Here is a 20,595-nt window from a genome sequence, read left to right as displayed (position 1 = left end):
ATTAAACTAACAAAGGACATCTATCCAGACGTCCTTAATTACTTTTTCAGTACCTCTAAGCTTTTTCTCTAATACTATCAAACTGCGCTGATTCAAAAATATTTACTTCATCCCAAGCATCGTTTGGATTTTCCTCAACCTTCCACATCTTAGGACCGTAATCTGGAGCAAAGTACAATGGTGAACCACCATAAATTTCAATCCGATTTCCGCCTGGTTCAATCGCATACGTCGTAAAGGCTTCTCCAACAGCATGCTTAAATGGTTTCATCTCTAACCTGTAGCCGTTATCAACCACATAATCAGCGGTCTCTAGCACCTGATCTCGATTTTCCACCGCAAAACATAAATGGTTCAGCTGTCCATGCTCCTTCTTAAAATCAGCAAATAATGCAATTTCATGTGAAAGACTCGAGACGGCTAATAAAGACCCAACCTCTGTACCATTTGGAATGACAATTCCTTCATTATGCTTAAAACCTAACTCTTTATAGAAATTTGTATGACGAGTTACATTACTGGTCCATAGAGTTACATGGTCCAAACGTCTTACAGATGCCCCGCGGCTTGGATTTTTTTGCGGACGGGATCTCCATTTACTTTTCAGATGGGCAGGAATCTCGGCCAGCTCCACATCCCAAAAAATTTCCTCTAAATGTCCATCAGGTGAGTAATATTGATAGGCCTTGCCATGTCCAAGGTCCCCTTCAATCCAGCCTTTTCCGCATCCCAAATTCTCAATATATTGAACAGCATCCAGCAAATCTTCATCACTTTCCGCACGCCAGCTAATATGTCCGACTCCGTTTGTCTTTGCTTCTGTAATTTTTAAACTATGGTGAAAAAACTCACCCCATGCACGCATGTAAACCGATTGGCCGATTCTTCCCGATTCCTCCATTCCCAAGATATCTTTGAAAAATTTTACGGACTGTTCTGGTTTTGGACTTAGAAGTTCCACGTGGGCTAATTGAGAAATAAAGTGATTTCTTTTTGGCATGATTTCTTCCTCCTAATAATGAAAAGTATTTTATTATGCGTTCAACTGAATCTTGAGCCAATCATACATCTCGTAAGTCTCGGTTACGTTATCCACCTGGCAGTGAGCAGATCCCGGACTGCTTTTCGGAACAATCTTCAACCATCTTGGGCAGGTTAAATGATTATATAGATTATAGGCATTCTCTACGGAGACTTGACGATCGTCCTCACCATGTATAATGTAGGTTGGCATGGTGATTTTTTCAGCCTCCCCTTTAAGATTAAATAGATCTAGCTTTTGACGCGCCTCCGTCATGGTTTCCGCACCAACAACATGCTGGAGAATTTTGGCCAAAGGATGATTATCAGGACGCTTGGACCAAACAGATTGATAATCATAAACAGCTCCCCAAATGGCGCATGCCTTAAAGCGCGGTTCAAAGGCTGCTGATCTTGCGGCCATATAGCCACCCATGGATACGGCCATAATTCCTAATCGATTGGCATCGATATCAAGGTTCTGAATAGCCCAATCATATGCGGCTGTTCCGGCAACATTGTAATCATATCGAGAAGAGATATGATTTAATCTTAATGCTCCGCCCTGGCCAGGACCGTCTACTGCCAGCAGTGCAATTCCACGTTCCTTTAACAGCTGGGCAGGACCAAAATAAAGTTCTTCTGCTGTCGAATCAAGCCCGCCAAACATAACCACTAATGGGCTGTCTTTTTTACCTGGTACTTCGAAAAAGTATCCTGGCAGAAACGAGTTTTCATAAGGAATTTGGACTGCCCTTGGCGGATTTCCGAGCATTTCAGCTCCTTTTCGAAAGGATTCAACCCCTTTTAAATAGGTAGGTATTTTCCTAGGATCATCCGGCTGAAGGAAAAATTCGGCCGTCCGAATATAATTGGAAGCCCGAAAAAAAGCGGCTCTTGCCGTTTCAGTCTGTTCTTTGTCAAGGGCTTCATTGGCAACGGCTAACGAGCGGTTACCAATTCCCATCCATGCGTTATGAAAGCTATCCGTATCACCCAGGGTAATATTGCCGGCTGCCTCTAGAATTTCATTCACTTCTCCGCCGCCAAAATGAGCTTGGCTAAACATCCTTACAATTTGGTATGACCACATATAATGTTCAGGAAAATAATGCCACATATTACTTCACTCCATACTCTTTGAATTTTTTAACCCACAGTTGGTAATTCAGTTTATTAGATAGTTTCTGTCATTCTCATTAAGCTCTGTGCAACAATCGCGTTAGGGTTATTCTCTTTTGGCAGCCGGCCTTCGAGCTGCAAGAGTTCCCAATTAACCAATGTGTTTGAATTTTCAACAATAAATTTACAGCGCTCAAAACGCCTGTCCATGAATTCACTTAAAATATCTGAAACTGGCTCTTCTTTTTGAAGTAATTCTGCTAAAACAAGGGCATCCTCAATCGCAATCGCCGCGCCTTGTGCTAAATGAGGTACGGTTGCATGTGCAGCATCCCCGATTAATAATACCCGGTCTCGATACCAAGGTTTTTCGACAATTAGGGTTTCGAGCGGCCGATAAACCACTTCCTTTGGATCGGTAATTTGTTCACTTAGTTCACGAATTAAGCCGCCAAACTCATGAAAGGCTTCACGCATCTCAACATGTAGTTGGTCCTCTTGCTTCCACGGGTTTCCAGGTTCTGCTGTCACAATAAAAACATAAGCACTATCCTTGGTCATGGGAACAATGCCGGCTTTTGCTTTCCGCCCATAATACATCGTAATGTTCTCGATATCCTTAGGACGGTTTAGAGTGTAGCGCCAAACGGCCTGGCCCACAAATGTCGGTTCAAGTTCACCAAACACCAGGTTACGAACCTTCGATCTGACCCCATCAGATCCAATCACAATATCATAGGTCCCTGAGGTACCATCCGTAAACTTCGTATAGACAAAACTGTCTGCATTCTCAATCACATCAACTGTTGTGCCCATTCGAATTTTCGTTCCGTTTTTCATAGCAGCCCGGAGCAATATTTCATGAAAATCTCTTCGCGGTATTCCTCCCGTCAAGTTGAACTTTCCGGAAGGATGAATAGGTGCATCAAAGATCATATTTCCTTGGGAGTCACGGATATGTAGGGCTGAATGAGTTGTTCCAGCAGCTAAAAATTCTTCCGTGAGCCCAAGTGCATCAATGGCCCTAAGTGCATTGGATTGAAGAATAATGCCTACCCCATAAACATTCCATTCCTTTTGCTTTTCAACGATTTCAGTTTGAACTCCAGCTTTCTGTAAAGCAATAGCTGTTGCCAGCCCTCCAATGCCTCCTCCAACAATTAGAACCTTTTTTACGTTTGACATGGAAACCCCTCCTTTAATTGGTTTTAGAATTCATCTGTTTCAGTAATCAAAAATATTAATCTTTGCACAGTGTAGATAGTAAAAAAAGAATTAATGAATCCTATGCCAATTAACAATGCAAGAACCGTACCAACTTAGAAAACGTTATCATTTACAATATTCAAAAAAATACTCAATCAAATTTTCTTGTTTTTTGTATGAAAACACTACACAACTGTTCGAAGTGTCCGAAATCACTACAACACTTCAGGTGTAAAGGAGGGAGATTCCAATTAAAAAAGAACCTACCAAAATTTATGGTAGATTCTTAACTAAATAATTTATACTGATACATTTTTTCATATAAAGTCGATCGAGCGATCCCGAGCTTTTTGGCCGCTTTGCTTTTGTTCCCTTTTGACTCTTTAAGTGCGTTGATTATTAAGTGCTGTTCCATGACACTCTTAGGCTTTTGTGAGGAAGATGAGTCAATAGAAGATTCACTTGGAGAGGGCGTAGATTCTGTATTTATATTTTGCCATTCCAGCAAACGCTTCGGTAAATGTTGATAGTTAATTTCTCCATTTGCCAGAATAACGGCACGTTCCATTATATTTTCTAATTCCCTGATATTCCCAGGCCATGTATAGTTTTTAAGAACTTCCATGATCCGATCTGATAGGTATGGAACTTCCCTTTTTTCACGTTTCGCAATCTTTTCCATTAATTTATTAACTAGTAAATGAAGATCTCCTTTTCGATCACCTAGAGCAGGAACAAATAAATTAATGACATTCAGACGATAGTACAGATCATTTCGGAAACTTCCTTCTGATACCTCTTGCGCCAAATTTCGATTGGTAGCAGCAATGATTCGGATATTAATCGGGATTGGTTCATTTCCCCCGATCCTCGTAATTGACCGGCTTTGAATAACCCGGAGAAGCTTGGATTGAATCTCTAATGGCATTTCCCCTATTTCATCCAGAAAAACTGTCCCACCGTTGGCCCGTTCAAATTTCCCCATTCTGCCCCCTTTGTGAGAGCCGGTAAACGCACCGAACTCATAACCAAATAATTCACTTTCTACTAGATTTCGTGGTATCGCTGAGCAATCAATGACCACAAATGGCTTTTTTGATCGATAGCTGTGATTATGAATGGATTGGGCTATGAGTTCCTTTCCGGTTCCGCTCTCACCTTCAATTAAGATACTTGAGTCCTGCAACGCCGCTTTTTTCGCTAAATCGATTAAGTTTTCCATCTCTTTACATTGATATATAATATCGTCAAAGTGAAAAAAACTCTTTGTATTTACGATCATTTCTACTTCTTTTCTAATATCTTTAAAATGAAAGACAATTCCGATTGGTTCATCCAAATTATCATAAAGGGGGACGGAAGATAATTGAAAATAATATTGTCCTTTATTAATTTTTATTTTTATTTCTTTATCTATGATCGGTTTACCTGTGTTCAAGACTTTTAGTGAAAATGCCTGATTATCGAAAACATCATAAATTTGCTTTCCTATAACTTCATCAGCAGTCAAACCGAGCATTTCTGCTCCCACTTCATTAATTATCATAACAGTTCCGAATTTATCAACAGATAAACTGCCAGCACTTACGGTTTCCGTTATCTGTTTCATATGATCATTTTTTAAAAAAATCTCTTGAAGTTTTATGTGTGTTTCAAGCCGTTTGCTTATATACTTCGCCAACATTTCTAAAATAATAAGAGTAAAGGAGTCATGGTTAAGTTGAGAGGTGGAAATAAGAAAATATTTCGTTTTTTGATCTAGAATAATCGGTGATGAGTAAAGATAGTGCCCATCCCTATCCATTCCAGTGAAACCGTTATCGCAGCATGTCGTTTCATCGGTTAAGGTTATATCATTAGAAAAGTTAATTGCCCTGTCACATTCCACAACTACCGCTTTTAAAATTGGATCATAATGACAAAGGTAGGAGTAATCCAAGTCAATGATTTGCACCTCTGAATCTACTTCAATGTCATTATTAACTTGCCCAAAAATCTTTTTAACCTCGTCCACGACAAACCCGGTCTGAATGCTCATCTTGTAAACACCCTCTTGTTAAAATTCAAGTACCGCTTATATATTATATTTTGCTATTTTTTCATATAAGTTCGATCGGGAAATCCCTAATTTTCGTGCTGCTAAACTTTTGTTCCCATTCACCTTATGAAGAGTGTTAATAATTAACTCCCTTTCCATCCCTTTAAAAGAACCAGCATTTTTCTCAGTTAGAGTTAGAGTTAAATCCTTCCCAGGCATACTCTTTTCCCTTAAAAAAGCAGCATGATGAATATATTTTGGCAAGTGTTCAGGCTCGATCACATCATGCGCTATTAAGATGGCTCGTTCAATAACATTCTCTAATTCTCTTATATTTCCAGGCCATGTATAACTTTCAAGTATTTTCATTGTATCCTGAGAGATTTTTGGAGAATAGCGATTGGTTCGATTGGCTGCTACTTCCACCAATGTTTTGGCAAGCAATGGAATATCACCATCTCTCTCTCTTAATGATGGGACAGTCAACTGCAGGACATTTAATCGATAATAAAGGTCTAATCGAAAATTATCATTTTCAACCTCTTCCTCAAGATTTCTGTTCGTTGCTGCTATTATTCTAACGTTGCTTGGAATGGGATCATGTCCTCCTACCCGTGTAATCGTACGGCTTTGTAAAACACGCAGCAACTTTACCTGAATTTCTAAAGGCATTTCTCCTATTTCATCGAGAAATACAGTACCTCCATTGGCCACTTCAAATTTTCCCAACCTGCCTCCTTTGCGGGCTCCTGTAAAAGCACCATCTACGTATCCGAATAACTCACTCTCTACTAAATCCCTTGGTATAGAGGAACAGTCAATCACAACAAAAGGTTTTCCTTTTCGCTGACTTTGATTATGTATAGATTGAGCAATTAACTCTTTACCTGTCCCGCTTTCCCCTTCTATTAATATATTCGACTCAGTTTTGGCAGCAACTTTTGCCGTTTTAATCAATTCCTGCATCGCACGGCTTTTATAGATGATATCCTCGAATTGAAAAATTGGTTTAATGCTAACTAAGCTCTCTAACTTTTTCATAATAATTTTCATCTCTTTGAAGGTAATGACAATCCCAACAGGCAGTCCATTTTCAATCAAAGGGGTCACAGAAAAAATAAGATGAATCTTACCCTTCGGTAAATCAAAAAATACTTCCCGATTCACCCAATTTTCCATCGTATTTAGTGTGTCAAGCGGTGAGGGATAAAAATTAGGCAGAACTTTGATAAGAGGCTGGCCTATTATCATATTATCATCGATACCAAGGATATTTTTCCCAGTATGGTTGATAAATGTAATGATTCCTTTTTTATCAACGGTTAAATATCCTTCATCAATAGTGTTCGTTATTTGCTGCTGATATGTACTTTGTAAAAATAGGGATGTAAGGTTTGGCTGGGTAACTAGATGATAACTTAGTTGTTTAGCAAGGAGGTCTAAGATTTGAAGTAATTTCTTATTATTTTTTTCCGGATACTTTATGACCAAAAAATATTTATGTTCGCCTTTGTGTGAAATCGGTCGAGTATAGATCCACTCCGATTGGGCTTCCTTATATGAAAATGATTTGGAATCGGAATATTCATTCCAACTTACCCGTGTAATCCAGTCCATCCTATCTTTATTAAATTCTATTTTTCTTTCCTGAACATTGTAATGGCAATGGTATGTATAGCGATTACTAAGAAGGATAATGTTTGAAATTCCTGTTTCATAATTTCCAATTGAGCTGCAAACTTTTTGAAAGTAATCGATTACAGAATCTTTTAAAGTTTTCACCTAGTATTCACCACCTTTTTGAAATAAATTATATCATATATTCTGACTATTTAGATATTTTACCCTTTATTTCACTTGCCAAGAATATTAAAAAACCGCAAAAGTTTTAGCTATAACTTTGCGGTTCATCTAACTTTCCAATATGTTGTAAAGATTAATTAATTTATTTTAAATCATGTACATATTTCTCCATGACTTTTAAATCACTCTCAATACTCGAGAATTTATTTCCAAGCTGTCCCTCATTTTCTACAATAGCATAACGGATGTATCCTAATTGATGTAACTTCTGATAGGTCTCCTGAAAATTTACAAGTCCGGTCCCTAAATTAACAAAATCAGTTGGTTTCACATACTCTGTGTAGATTTTCATCGTATCTAAAGTGTTTCCTTGTGGTAAAGACACAAAAATATTAACTGGATTTACGTGCTTACTTAAGTCTTTTTGATGGACCATATCACAACGATTACCCAGTTTTTCAAGTAATGCCAACGGATCATGTCCACCTCTCAACACCCATACGAGGTCTAACTCAAATTTCACATGTGCTGGATCAGTATTTTCTTCGAGCAGTTCAAATAATGATGTTTCTTCTATTCTCTTAAACTCATGTGCATGGTTATGATAGTAAAAGTTTAAACCCGCTTCTTTGCACTTCTTTCCAATTAGATTTAGATGTTCTGCTGTGCGAAGTGTGTCTTCACGTCCTGAAATCATTGCCATTGGAAAAACAATTGACTGACATCCAAGTTCTGCATTTTCTTGGATAATCCGATCCCAATCGGCATCCATAATTGCACTTCCTGGAGCTACACCTTCATGTGCTGAAAAAGCTTTTAACCCTAATTCACTTAACTTTTGTTTAATCACCGGAAGAGAAAAAGTATTGGTGTAGCGCTTACCTGTAGAAAAATTTACAGTTATCAACTCGACATTTTTATATCCTATTTCTGCTACCTTTTCCAAGGTTCCGAAGTAATCTTCATTTAGTTCTTTAAATACTGAGAATAAATTTAATCCAATTTCGATGGTCATATACTCTTCTCCTTTTGGGATTATTTTTGTCTACTTAAAATTGAAATAAAGTCAGAATTTTGTCTTGCTCTCTGATTCCATGCCACACACATGATAATACTACCCAACAAAATAACGGCACCAAATATAAATGGAACATTATAGGATACATCAAATAAAATTCCTGCTAAAGAAGGCCCGATTATATTTCCTAAACTACTATAGGCATTGTTCATCCCCGCAGCAAAGCCTTGTTCACTGCCTGCCATTTTTGATAGTAACGTATTAATGGCTGGGCGAAGAATGGATGTAAACAAGATAAACAAAATATTCATAGATAACATGAATATAAAATTCCCAGAAATTAAAATAAGAACCATGGTTACAGCTGATAAGAAGAAACAAATATTAATTACTCGAATCTCATCAAAACGTTGAATAAGCTTATCTACCAAAAGCGCCTGAATGATAACCCCGGTCAAAGCTGCGATAGTCATGATGATGGAAATATCTTTAGGTGTATACTCATACTTTTCACTAACATATATTCCAAAGATAGTTTCAAAGTTTGCCAGGCCAAACGTCATGGTGAAAATAAGCAGTAAAAGGACAAAGTAAAACACTTTAAAAGACCTTTTGATGTCATGAATCATTCCGTTTTGTTCCAACGATGATTCTCTAAACACAAGTTGTTGTGCTATTGACAACGACTCAGGTAAAAATAATAGAGAGACGATCATTGCGATAGCTGCGGCTAGTGCTGAAGCATAGAATGGTACACGTATACCATATTCTGCTAGAAATCCACCGATTCCTGGACCAATAACAAAACCTAGAGAAATGGAAGCACCAAGTAACCCCATTCCTTTCCCGCGTTTTTCTATTGTTGTAACATCCGCCACATAAGCCATAGTAGCTGGAATGAGCAATCCTACACCGATTCCCCCAATGAAGCGTGATACATAGAGAAGCCATAGGTCGGTACCTACACTAAATAAAAATTGAGACACCATAATGATGGCTAACCCTATAATCGTAATTTTTTTCCGACCGTATTGGTCTGAAAGCTTCCCACCTAGAGGTGAAAAAAGAAATTGAGTTAGTCCCGTTGCGGCGACGAGATACCCCATATCTTTACCGCTTGCCCCGATTTCAAGAATAAATTTTGGAAGAACCGGAATCGCTAACCCAACCCCTACTAATGCAATAAATGTGTTTATCATTAGAATTAGTAGCGGCATATTTATTTTTACCTTTATCAAATTAAACCTTTGCATTCACTTTCTCCTGTTCTAGAAACTAAAAACGATTCTTATTTAATCTTAACTGCCAATTCACTCATTTCATTTCACTTTTTTAATCTCTTAATAGTGCAATCTTTATCCTTGTTTTTTTCGAATTTCTTTTAAAAATAAAGAGATTAAAAATCTAATTGTGATTTTTAATCTCTTAACTAATTATTCTCTTATTATTCGGCTCCAACATATTCAAACCAATCAAACTCAGCATAGTTTTGGCTATCCTTGCTATTCGAACTGGCAAACATGCCAAGCATTGTCCCCACCATACCGCCAACGATCTCTGGATTTATTTTTCTCGCGTCTGCGTTCTTGTAAAGTAGGTCGAGGACTCCATCCACTTTGCCATAATAAAAGCTATAGGATTGTCCTTCTGCAATCATGCTAAGAATAATGCTGCCTCCATCCACCTCAGTATTTGCCAGCTCGTTTTCAGTCGTCACACCTTTGAAGTGTGGTTGGTGCGGATATCCGCTTAGCTCGCTCGTACACTGGATTAGCCTAAGAATTTGCTTCCCTTTTTCCAACGACCGCTCAAACCGGACTTGATGATTTGAAGCCTGCATCACGACAATCCCTGCTGTCTCATTCTCTAATAAGGCATTAAAGTTCATTTTAACAGAGATTCGAAAGCTAGCATGCAATTGTCTTCGTCCAACAAAGCTTAAACTCGGAACAGCCTTAGCCGTTTCAGTTGCGGACAAGTCTATCTTGCGTAATTCTGGACTCATGGAACGTGGCAGCAATCTCAAAGACAACTTGCTGTCTGAGAGGGTATGAAAGTCATCATAAGGTGTACCGAAGAAAACCCAATCCATTCCTAACTTTTCGCCCTCAAAATCGTCCCTTTCTGGAATTAAATGTGGTGTATAGGCAGGCAGTTCAGGAGCTGGATAACTCCATTCTACTTTTCCTGTCCCAGGGCTTATGACCGGCCAACCGTCCTCCCAAACAACTGGTGAGATAAAGGTTTCCCTGCCAAGGTTTTTATGATAACCCTCAATCAGGCGGGAACCTAAAATTACGGCATACCATTCTCCGTTTTTCAGTTCAACAAAATCAGCATGGCCAACATTACAGATTGGATACTGTTTCCCTAGATGTCGATGCGTCAAAATCGGATTTCCCGCATAGCCCTCATAATAATCAAAAATATGTTTACTTCGTGCGATCGTTACTGCATGGAAGTGTTCCGTACCTCCCTCAGCAATCATCAAATAATAATAACCATCCTTTTTGTAAAGATGAGGAGCTTCAGGTGAAGCGCAATTATTCAAGGCTCCCCCCCATATCGTCCGTTTCTCGCCAACAAGGCGCATATTGACCAAATCGATTTCACTAATCCAGATTACTTGATTTCCATGTGTTCCATCCTCACTAATATCGCCTCTGGTACCGGTGATATATGCCTTTTTGTCTTCGTCAAAAAATAAAGATGCATCAATGCCCGGGCAGCCCTCTAGCCAATATGGATCTGACCATGGCCCCCGAGGATCCTTAGCAGTGACAATAAAATTCCACTTGTCGCTTACATTCGTCGTAATCATATAGAAGGTGCCGTCATGATAACGAAGTGTTGGGGCCATGATTCCGGCTGTCATATGATCTGCCGTCGTATGCAGTTGTGACTTTCGGTCGAGGATGTGCCCAATCTGTTCCCAATTCACAAGATCCGTGCTATGAAAAATCGGAACCCCCGGGAATAGGGAGAAACTTGATGTTATCATGTAGAAATCATTATCTACCCTGCAGATGGAAGGGTCGGGATAAAAGCCAGGTAAAATCGGATTTTTTAACTGTTTATTCTTCAAATAGATCGCCTCTTTTATATTTTTCAATCGCGATAAATATCTTGTAAACTACTTAAAAAGTTACACCATAATCAGTGTTCTCTTTTGTGCTCCGCCGAGAACAGTATCCGCCACTGGAGGAAAATAAGAGCAGCTATACGTATAGTTAACTTCTATTTCATGGCTTCCTGATTCCAGGCCGCCTTCTTTTGCAACCGTAAGAGTAGCAGGCTCTAATAGACCCCAGTGAACATCCCCAATTTCGGCCATTTCCGCTTGTGTATAGGTAACACCATTGATGGTCCAGGTAATTTGCTCTCCCAAAAAAGTTTCCCCATTAACTGTAACCGTAGCAGGGCGCAACTGTGAAAGCCAGAGTCCTCGATAATATAGGGATCTGATGTTAACCTGAAAGCCGACGATTTCTCCATCACGTACCACATTTTTAAATCCTCTCGATTGAATACAAGGTTTTTCTAACATTCGCTTCTCTCCTATTCTCCCAATATTTTTTTCATCATGACGTGGTGTTTCCGAACCTGTTCAACAGCATAGCCTGATACATCTTTCTTTGGTCCTTCATACTCACTTACCATATAACCGTCCCATTTGTGCTCGATCAAAGTATTAATAATTTTTTTGTATGGAATCGTCATCTCTTGAAAGTCATCTGACATCTTCACAAATTTTGCATGACAGCAATATACATAAGGCAGTAACGGGATTATATCCTCTACCGGGCTGTGGTCACTCTCAGGCATGATGAACTCATTTGGCCCCCATTCACTGGCAGGTATAGTCTGGGTTGTAAAAACACCGAAGTCGATGTTCAGTCCAAAATGTTTAGTTCCTGTCTCTTCAATAAACTCAACATAATCATCTACCATTTTGGATTTTAGAAGTGTAGGAGCATGAATCTCCGGACACATGCGCACATTATATTTTTCTGCCATCGGAAGGGCCATTTTAATGAACTCTCGCCAATTCTCTACAGGAGTAAGGTCATCATCGATTACACCTAGTTTAGTACGAAGAACGGTAAATCCGAGTCGGTTGGCTAGTTTGAAATCGCGAACCAACATTTCATATGATTCTTCTGGTGTAAGATGTCTTCCCTGATATAGTCGAGAATCAACCCAATGTCCATATTCAACCGGTACAATATCATATTTTTTTATTAACCTGTCCCAATTTTCCAGCCATTCTTCACTAGGATTCGGGTAGCCTTCAATATGCGAGTTTGCTAATATTTCTAGTCCTTTCGCACCCATATCATGCATCTCAGCAAACATATCTTCCAAACTCATCGTTACACCGTATTCGCCAGCATAACTGTAAAGAGAAACTCCTCGTTTCGGTTTCCTATTAATCTCGACCTGATTAGTCATTTCAGCCTTCTCTCCTTTTTTATCTCTCAAAATGTGATTCCGCTTACATTTAATCATACCGTTTGTTTTCTCTTCTTCCTCTCGTAAAATTAACTTTAAAGATGTTGATTTTTGTTTCTTTTATCGTCCATTCCTTTTTTAAAAAAAATAGGATAAAAATTAATATATAATTCTTATCCATAAAATTGATACTATGAAAAATGTAAACTGTTGATTCGAAGAAGGCGAATTTGTTAAAGGAGAATGGAAAGGTGGCCGTGTCTTAAACGGTGACGAAAAAATGATGATTCAATTAAAAGATATGCCAGCAGCTTATAAAACTCAGGTAAATGAGTATTAAAATTAAATATTAATTAGACAATAAAAAAGATGCCAATTCATTCTTTAATGAATAGTTGGCATCTTTCATTTTTTAACTCTTGCTTGATTGTTTTACCAATGAGGCAGCCCCAATTACTCCTGCATCATTTCCTAATTGGGCAAGTTTCAATGTTGTACTCGTTCTTACTGTTGGGAAGGCGAACTTACGGAAGTATTCCTCCACTCCTGCTAACAGTATATCTCCAGCGGCGGATACTCCCCCGCCGATCACAATAGTTTCAGGATTTAAGATGTTCCCAATATTGGCACAAGCAAGTCCTAAATAAAAATAAAATTTGTCTACAACGATTAATGCTAATTTATCTCCACGTTTGGCATAATCGAACACGGTCTTTGCCGTGACTTCTTGCCCATCATCAATTAACCACTTCAACTCAGATTCCCCGGCAAATCTTTCAGAATAATCTCTGGCTAATCGGACAACCCCTGTTGCACTTGCTACTGTTTCCAGACAGCCTTGATTTCCACATGTACAATGATATCCATTTGGCTCTACATTAATATGACCAATTTCTCCCCCTGCCCCAACCTTGCCATGAATAAGATTGCCATCTGCAATAATTCCGCCGCCAACACCTGTTCCTAGTGTAACGAATACTACATCCGCACCATTTTCACCGGCACCCTTCCAGCGCTCACCTAATGCCGCTACGTTCGCATCATTATCGATATAAAATGGTATGCCTGTCCCAGCTTCAATCGATTCTTTCACCGGCTGCAAAGTACTCCAATTTAAATTATAGGCTCCAATCACAGTTCCTTTTTCGCGATCTACTGTTCCAGGAGAGCCCATTCCAATTCCCTGGAATTCATCAGCTGCTAGCCCATTTAATTCTATGCGGTGATTAATAGATTCAATTATGTTAGGAAGGATATTCTTTCCCTCATTTTGAATATCTGTCTCAACGCTCCACTTTTGTTGGACCTTTCCTTCATCTGTCAAAATGGCAAATTTAACTGTTGTGCCGCCTAAATCGATCCCAATAAATTTCTTCATTTTTCTCCCGCCTTAGTAAAGAATACAGGTGAAATTCACCTGTATTCTCTCAATTTATCTAGTTAGTATTTTTCTTTCCATTTCCAAAAGACGCTTCGTCATAAGTAAAGCCCTTCCCGATAAATGATCCTCGTATTCTGCCATAATATAACCGTCGAAATCAGACTTTTGGATAATTGGTAAAATGTCTTGATACGGAATACTCGCTTCCTCAAGATTCTCATCAATATAATGGAATTTTCCATGGAAGTGGATATTGTATGGCATGATTTTCTTTAATCCGTCTAAATCAGGCTCGTTATAGAATGTGACAAATCCATACATCCCCTGTAAAGCACCCATTACTGGACCATTGGCACCAGCTTCAAGCAAGCGTTGACTTGCTTCCTCTCTTGGGACACCATCATAGCGTAGTTGCGCTGCCATTTCCAGCAATTCAAGCGGAGCGCCATTAGCTAGGGCCTCATCCCAATGTGGTTTATTTGGACGAGTTGCAAAGGTTCCAAAATCAGTGACAAAGCCTAGATGTTTAGATCCTGTTTTCTCAATTACTTCTACATATTTTTGGATATTTGGCGAAGTTGGCGTTTCAGGATTATGAATCTCGATCCCAACCTTAATTCCATAAGCTTCAGCGTAAGGTGCGAGTTTTCCAAATGCTGCCGGCGATAAAAGATACTGGGCACGCATGATCTTACAGCCTAATTTATTGGCCGTTTTCAAATCAATAATCGCTGATTGCAGCAATTCATCATCTGTTAAATCGCGATCGGATCTCAGCCCCCGGTCGGCATTTGCTCCGTATGACACAAATTCGATTCCATAGTGATTCGTTATCGCTTTAAATTCATTTAACACTTTATCACTTACATATGGATAAGAAGGGAGCATTTGGGTCCCTACCAATTCAAATCCTTCTGCTCCATATTCAGCTGCAGTACGAATACAGTCTTCTAATGTAAATTTGCCCTTTACATACTCATCTGTGAAGCTATATAAAGAAACACCTAACTTAATGTTACTCATTTGGCTATAACCTCCTCTCTTATCGCTAGTGTTTTACTGCCACAAGAATCTAGTACGGCATATTCGCGTTCAATCTTTCTTCCTGGAACTGCCATATAAGGGATCCGTAACATCAACTTTATATCAATTTGATGTTCTCCTTCTGACAATCCCCCTGGTTGATAAACATTAATGGTAGCTGGTTCTATTAAATTCCAAAACTCTGAAACTAGACTTGGAAGTTGCCCAACGGTAAACTCTTTACCATTAAGACAAAAAGTTAAATGATCTGAATTTATTTCCTTCCCATCCACCTTAACAGTAAACTCCTCAATACAGGATAAATAATGTCCACGATAATTACTTAAACGGATTTGGAATTCATATCCTAGCTTTTTCCCATTCACATAGGTGTTTTTTAAACTATCATCACAAACAACATCCACGAATGGCAATTTCATACTAAATGCCATGGTGCACCTCCTATTTGCTTAATACTGTCTCTTCCTTAAAAACAATTTCCTTACCTGTCTCAGCAGATTTATAAACGGCATCTAAAATTTTCGTTACAACAAATGCTTGTTCTGGTTTTACAAGTGGTTCTTTATCATATTTAACAGCCTCTAACCATTGTTTTGCTTCTAGAACTTCTGGCTTATTCGATCCGCCTTCAAAGAATGCAATCGCTCCGCCTGCGGAATTTTTCTCTTCTGTTAACATACCATTGCGGGAGGAATTATAAACTAACTCATTGGTACGGAAGCTCATCCCGGAATTGATTTGTGCTCCAGACTTTGTTCCGCAAAGAGTAGTTGCTGCCTCTCTAGATTCTAAAACGTTAAGTGCCCAAGACGATTCAAGGAAAATCGTTGCTCCATTCTCCATTTTGATATATCCAAACGCGGAGTCCTCAACTTCAAACGTTTCCGGATCCCATGGACCGAACATATTACCTTCAACCGCTTCCGGTAAATGACCTAATTTATTGAAAACCGAACCTGTTACAGAAACTGGCTTGTAATTATCCATCATCCATAAAGTAATGTCGAGAGCATGTGTACCGATATCAATTAGTGGGCCGCCGCCTTGTTGAGATTTATCAGGAAACACTCCCCAAGTTGGCACGGCACGGCGGCGAAGGGCATGTGCTTTTGCAAAATAAATATCACCCAATTCATCTTTTTCACAAGATTTATGAAGAGATTGTACTTCTGGACGGAAGCGATTTTGATAACCAATAGTGAATTTCTTGCCGGACTTTTTCCAAGCGTCGATCATTTTTTGAGCAGCTTCTGTAGTATGAGCCATTGGTTTTTCACACATAACATGTTTGCCTGCCTCAAATGCTGCAACTGTAATTGGGCTATGGCTTACATTCGGCGTTAGAACATGTACAAGATCGATCGATTCATCCTTCAATAGTTCGAGATAGTCTTCGTAAACTTTAGCATCCGGTGTTCCAAATTCTTCCGCTGCTTTTTCAGCACGTTCAACGACGATGTCACAAAACGCAACAATTTCACTGATTTCCTTAAATTGTGATAATGCAGGAAAATGTTTTTGATTTGCAATACCTCCGCAGCCAATAATACCAATTTTTAATTTACTCATAATGAATACTCTCCTTTTTCTTTATAAAATTTTTTAAATAAATATGATGCTTACTTAAGCAAAAAACTGACTCAAATAGTTTTTACTAATATTAATTGAATCTTTTTTAGATTTAAGTGAATCTTCGAATGCCTTGTCCTCTACTTCAATGACGGCATACCCGCGATAGCCGATATCTGTTAAGGCTGATACATATTGTCCCCAATTGACATCCCCTAGTCCTGGTAGTTTAGGAGATATGTATTCAAGCGGAGTAGCCATGATCCCTACATCATTTAAGCGATCCTCATATACCTTAATATCTTTAAAGTGGATATGGAAAATCCGCTCTTGGAACTCATAGATTGGCTTGATATAATCCATTTGTTGCCACACAAAATGCGATGGATCAAAGTTCAATCCGAAGTTTTTATTTGGAATTAATTCAAACACTCGACGGAAGGAAGCTGGTGTCGTCATGAGGTTTTGCCCGCCTGGCCACTCATCGGAAGTAAATAACATTGGGCAGTTTTCAATCGCAATGTTTACTCCAAGTTCTTCAGCGAACTCTATGATAGGTCTCCAAACAGTAGTCATAATCTCCAAATTTTCGTCTACTGTTTTCTTTTGGTCTCTGCCAATAAATGTAGTTACCATGTTAATATCAAGTTTGTTTGCTGCCTCAATACATTTTTTGATGTGGGTCACATAGTAATCGCTTTTTTCCGGATCTGCATCTAAAGCATTAGGATAATAAGCAATAGCAGAAATCTTAACTCCTTTTGCTTCTGTATAATTTTTAATGTAATCCACATCTAAGTTATCCACATCAATGTGGGTCACACCTGCATATTTCCGGGCTGCTTTCCCTATTGGCCATGCACATATTTCCACACATGAAAATCCATTATCAGCTGCATAGTCAATTACTTCTTCAAAGCTGCATTCACTCAAAATTGCGCTGTTAAAACCAAGTTTCATGCTGTCTGTTCCTCCTCCTATGTTTCTATCAAGTTTTATTTATTGATTCCGCTTACATATATATCTTAACCTCTTTTTGCATATGTTCCCTTTCTTTAATTAACCTTATCAGGTATAGATTTTCGTCTTTTTTATTATTTTCTTTCATCAAAAAGATAAATAGGATAAATATTAGCCTGTTATTTTTAATCTGTTTGTAAAACTAGGATCAAAAAGAAAAAAGGTGCGATACTCTGTGTATCACACCTTACCTATTTACGTCCAAAGAGTTATTTTCCCAAACATTCCTGTTGGATCAATTGCGTCATGCCAAACAATGAATGGTGGTTCTGGGTGATTAAAACGATCTCTATCCAATGTTGTGGCTACTTCGACACGAATGGTATTGGTACCTTTCCTTAAGTATTTTTCCAGCTCAAATACATAAGGAGGGCAAACCTTCATGCCTGCATATTCATCGTTGATCCATAATTCAACTGCTTCATAAATATGGTCAAAAGCTAGTATCCCCTGCTTTGAAAATTCCTCTAATTCGAAGGTTTTTTCGTACCTAATAATACCAGTAAAAGTTGGATTTTGTGTCGAAATAGGGATGAGTTCCTTCATACCATTTACTTCACCAAAGTTCGGATATTCTTTGTTCTTAACCAAAGAGTAATTCCAATCAGATGATAAATCCAGGCTAGATTTACAACTAGAAAGTTTAGTAGCGAATGGAATATATGTTTCAAAATTGTCTGCATGTTCCTCAGAACTTGCAAATACAACGCATGATTCATATGGATTTAGCTCTAAATAGATAATATCTCTCCCATTTTCTTTTCTAACTGGCAGATTTTCAAATTTATTTTCAAGACTGTTATAAATAATTGCAGACTCTCCAAGTGATAATTCAATCTCGCCGCTAAAGGTATCAAATGCGGATTCATTTTGGAACATGTATATATTATTGTCTTTCACATAATGATAGTAGGTTAAATCTTTAAATGGCTTCTTTAATCGAATATCATAAATTCCTAATGCTTTCAGTTCATTTGTTAAATTCCTTAATGGTATTACCTTACAGTCTTCCGTTGCTCGTAATAAATCTGCAGCTTCCATTTGGTCTACTACATTAGCAATCCCTTCTGGCCTTCCATCAACAAAAATAATTTCCAAGCCGTCTGAATTTTTAATAAAAGAAGCCAACTCTTTTGTAATATATTGACTATAAGGGATCACTAAACATTTAAATTCTTCACCATTAATTTTTAACTGTTGATTTTTTAACTTTCCATTATAGGAACTTAAATCATGTAAGATATCAATTGGAACAAAATCAAAATCAATCTGATTTTCGGTTAGTACTCTGGCTGGTTTTTGCATTTTCATATATTCCCCGGTCCATTCGCTCTCACCTTGGTATAAAACAGCAACAGGGGCGACATGGGTACCATTATTAAAAATATGACATAAGCGGTTCGCATATTGCATGAGATGGGCAAAATGTTTGAACTGCGGATTATGCCCACGTGAGTAAAAATGCGGCGGACAGTCGAAATCAGGGTATTCCCGCATTGAAAAGGCATGAGGAACCAGATAATTGATTCCACGGACAATCAAGTGATCCAAGATATACTTCATATCCCTTACCCCAAGCTTCCATCCATAAGCGCCAAAAAGTTCACACATGGTCCTGCCTTGTTTCTTAGGATCTAGATGTCCAAAAGATGAACCAAGCTTTCCTAATGTATAATGATAGAATTCTCCATCTCCTTTGAAAACTCCCCTTCTCTCTAAACCAACACCGCCAAAAATCACTTGACCGCCAATCACATCAATTCCCGACATATGCTGTCCAGACAATGCCCGGAAGAAATGGCCGGCACCGCTTCCTAGTCGGCTATGCTGGTCATTGTCCTCAATAACGTGCCCAATATATTCGACATGGTGCTCTTCACACCATTTTCCTAATTGAATACTAAAGTTCTTTTCATATAAACGAGTAACGATATCCATATAGGTATATCTTGTATGGATACATTGATTCATTTCTTCCGAATTATTCCATAAATAAGGCAGGTACAGTCGCCAATTACCTCCAAGAGCATCGGAAAACATAGTTTTTGCCTCTTCACTCCAAGGTAATGGCATATCTTTTCTACCAATCGATTCATTAAAGTCAAATCCATTTACATTACCGAATGCTGGTTCATCTGAAAAGAACCCAGCAAATGTCTTTCCAAACTCCTCTTTGTAACGGGCATAATGGGGTTCATATACGGCTTCAAGTTGAGTATTAACGGACTCTTTATCGATCATATTAATATATTTCGGATTGCCGCCATCTGTTTTCGTTTCATAAACGACATAAAGCCTCCATGGACCTTCTGGCAGGGTGCATGTTAAGAAATCACCTTTAACACTGTTCGTTAAATCGATTAACTCTTCATAAATAATCCCGTCTGTTACTAACTTTGCTGCAACAATGCTTATTAATTTATTGTTATTTTGTTCTTCTTTGTCTATCGGTTTACCAATATCCAACCAGGAACTCTTTGGTTTTAACATTGGCGTAATATGTACCGTTACCTCATTTTGTGCTCCTAATATATCCAAAGTATTATAGTTTATATAGGTTTTCTTTCGTTCCGGATATTTTTTTTCAATTAAGCCGTTGGCATATCCAGTTGGAAAATGGGCATCATCTAACACCCAAATACGCATACCTCGCTGCTTTGCCTCATCCATGACAATATCGAGGTCATGCCACCAGCCAGGTCCTGCAAAATCAGGGTGTGGACGTGCTTCAACACAGATCCCTCTTATTCCGCATTCGTAGATTTTTGCAATTTCTTCTCTAATTACTTCTTCCTCTTCGCCTCTCATCCAAAGAAAAGGAAGGATGTAATTGTCGTTATTCTGATTGTTCAATTCTTGTAAGATTCCTTTCATGATGTACCTCCCTAATAAAATAGCTTATAAGCTACACATATCTGTGTA

The 20,595-nt window shown here is 38.5% G+C and carries 16 protein-coding genes and 1 pseudogene; 1 reads left to right on the top strand and 16 read right to left on the bottom strand.

The genetic code is table 11. The annotated features are described in order from the left end of the window. Positions 1-55 precede the first annotated feature (55 nt). From V7121_RS05700 to V7121_RS05655, 10 genes are all read right to left on the bottom strand, one after another. A complete protein-coding gene (locus V7121_RS05700; RefSeq protein WP_335495373.1) occupies positions 56-1,000 on the bottom strand; it encodes a VOC family protein in 945 nt (314 codons plus the stop codon). Between the two features lie 33 nt (positions 1,001-1,033). Continuing rightward, on the bottom strand, positions 1,034-2,140 hold the full coding sequence (locus tag V7121_RS05695) for an alpha/beta hydrolase family protein (protein WP_335495374.1): 1,107 nt from the start codon (positions 2,138-2,140) through the stop codon (positions 1,034-1,036). Positions 2,141-2,196: 56 nt separating this feature from the next. Next, entirely contained in the window at positions 2,197-3,327 is a 1,131-nt protein-coding gene (locus V7121_RS05690) for an FAD-dependent monooxygenase (RefSeq protein ID WP_335545972.1), read from the bottom strand. 307 nt (positions 3,328-3,634) lie between these two features. Then, the gene (locus tag V7121_RS05685; protein ID WP_335545970.1) at positions 3,635-5,386 is read right to left on the bottom strand and encodes a sigma-54 interaction domain-containing protein; all 1,752 of its coding nucleotides are present in this window, start codon (positions 5,384-5,386) and stop codon (positions 3,635-3,637) included. A 36-nt stretch (positions 5,387-5,422) separates the two neighbouring features. Further along, positions 5,423-7,168: a sigma-54 interaction domain-containing protein gene (locus V7121_RS05680; protein ID WP_335545969.1), complete on the bottom strand. Its 1,746-nt coding sequence runs from the start codon at positions 7,166-7,168 to the stop codon at positions 5,423-5,425. A gap of 163 nt (positions 7,169-7,331) precedes the next feature. Next, on the bottom strand, positions 7,332-8,204 hold the full coding sequence (locus V7121_RS05675; protein WP_335495380.1) for a sugar phosphate isomerase/epimerase family protein: 873 nt from the start codon (positions 8,202-8,204) through the stop codon (positions 7,332-7,334). Between the two features lie 20 nt (positions 8,205-8,224). Beyond that, on the bottom strand, positions 8,225-9,460 hold the full coding sequence (locus V7121_RS05670; protein WP_335495381.1) for an MFS transporter: 1,236 nt from the start codon (positions 9,458-9,460) through the stop codon (positions 8,225-8,227). 191 nt (positions 9,461-9,651) lie between these two features. Next, the gene (locus V7121_RS05665; RefSeq protein ID WP_335545966.1) at positions 9,652-11,292 is read right to left on the bottom strand and encodes a glycoside hydrolase family 43 protein; all 1,641 of its coding nucleotides are present in this window, start codon (positions 11,290-11,292) and stop codon (positions 9,652-9,654) included. A gap of 60 nt (positions 11,293-11,352) precedes the next feature. Next, positions 11,353-11,754 carry a C-glycoside deglycosidase beta subunit domain-containing protein gene (locus V7121_RS05660; protein ID WP_335545964.1) on the bottom strand — a complete coding sequence of 134 codons (402 nt, stop codon included), beginning with the start codon at positions 11,752-11,754 and terminating at the stop codon, positions 11,353-11,355. An 11-nt stretch (positions 11,755-11,765) separates the two neighbouring features. Beyond that, complete coding sequence (locus V7121_RS05655) at positions 11,766-12,659, bottom strand: sugar phosphate isomerase/epimerase family protein (RefSeq protein WP_335545962.1); 894 nt, start codon at positions 12,657-12,659, stop codon at positions 11,766-11,768. Positions 12,660-12,879: 220 nt separating this feature from the next. On the opposite strand from V7121_RS05655, the pseudogene V7121_RS24895 reads away from it, so the two are divergent. Then, a pseudogene (locus V7121_RS24895) lies at positions 12,880-12,999 on the top strand (DUF5597 domain-containing protein); the annotation flags it as partial. 72 nt (positions 13,000-13,071) lie between these two features. Here V7121_RS24895 and V7121_RS05650 read toward each other — a convergent pair. The 6 genes from V7121_RS05650 to V7121_RS05625 all read right to left on the bottom strand — a co-directional run bounded on the left by V7121_RS05650 (position 13,072) and on the right by V7121_RS05625 (position 20,547). Continuing rightward, positions 13,072-14,037, bottom strand: a complete 966-nt coding sequence (locus V7121_RS05650; protein WP_335545960.1) for an ROK family glucokinase — start codon at positions 14,035-14,037, stop codon at positions 13,072-13,074. 54 nt (positions 14,038-14,091) lie between these two features. After that, positions 14,092-15,063 carry a sugar phosphate isomerase/epimerase family protein gene (locus V7121_RS05645; protein WP_335495391.1) on the bottom strand — a complete coding sequence of 324 codons (972 nt, stop codon included), beginning with the start codon at positions 15,061-15,063 and terminating at the stop codon, positions 14,092-14,094. Further along, on the bottom strand, positions 15,060-15,515 hold the full coding sequence (locus V7121_RS05640; RefSeq protein ID WP_335495392.1) for a C-glycoside deglycosidase beta subunit domain-containing protein: 456 nt from the start codon (positions 15,513-15,515) through the stop codon (positions 15,060-15,062). Before V7121_RS05640 ends, V7121_RS05645 begins: the two co-directional genes overlap by 4 nt. 10 nt (positions 15,516-15,525) lie before the next feature. Continuing rightward, positions 15,526-16,653, bottom strand: coding sequence for a Gfo/Idh/MocA family protein (locus V7121_RS05635; protein ID WP_335545958.1), 1,128 nt, complete (start codon positions 16,651-16,653; stop codon positions 15,526-15,528). A gap of 54 nt (positions 16,654-16,707) precedes the next feature. Then, the gene (locus tag V7121_RS05630) at positions 16,708-17,613 is read right to left on the bottom strand and encodes a sugar phosphate isomerase/epimerase family protein (RefSeq protein ID WP_335495396.1); all 906 of its coding nucleotides are present in this window, start codon (positions 17,611-17,613) and stop codon (positions 16,708-16,710) included. Between the two features lie 255 nt (positions 17,614-17,868). Further along, the gene (locus V7121_RS05625; protein WP_335495397.1) at positions 17,869-20,547 is read right to left on the bottom strand and encodes a sugar-binding domain-containing protein; all 2,679 of its coding nucleotides are present in this window, start codon (positions 20,545-20,547) and stop codon (positions 17,869-17,871) included. Between the last annotated feature and the right edge of the window lie 48 nt (positions 20,548-20,595).

This window comes from Neobacillus drentensis (assembly GCF_036962125.1).
Taxonomy (GTDB): Bacteria; Bacillota; Bacilli; order Bacillales; family Cytobacillaceae; genus Neobacillus; species Neobacillus drentensis_B.
Note: the sequence above shows the minus strand (reverse complement) of the source record. Positions and strands in the feature narration are given on the sequence as shown.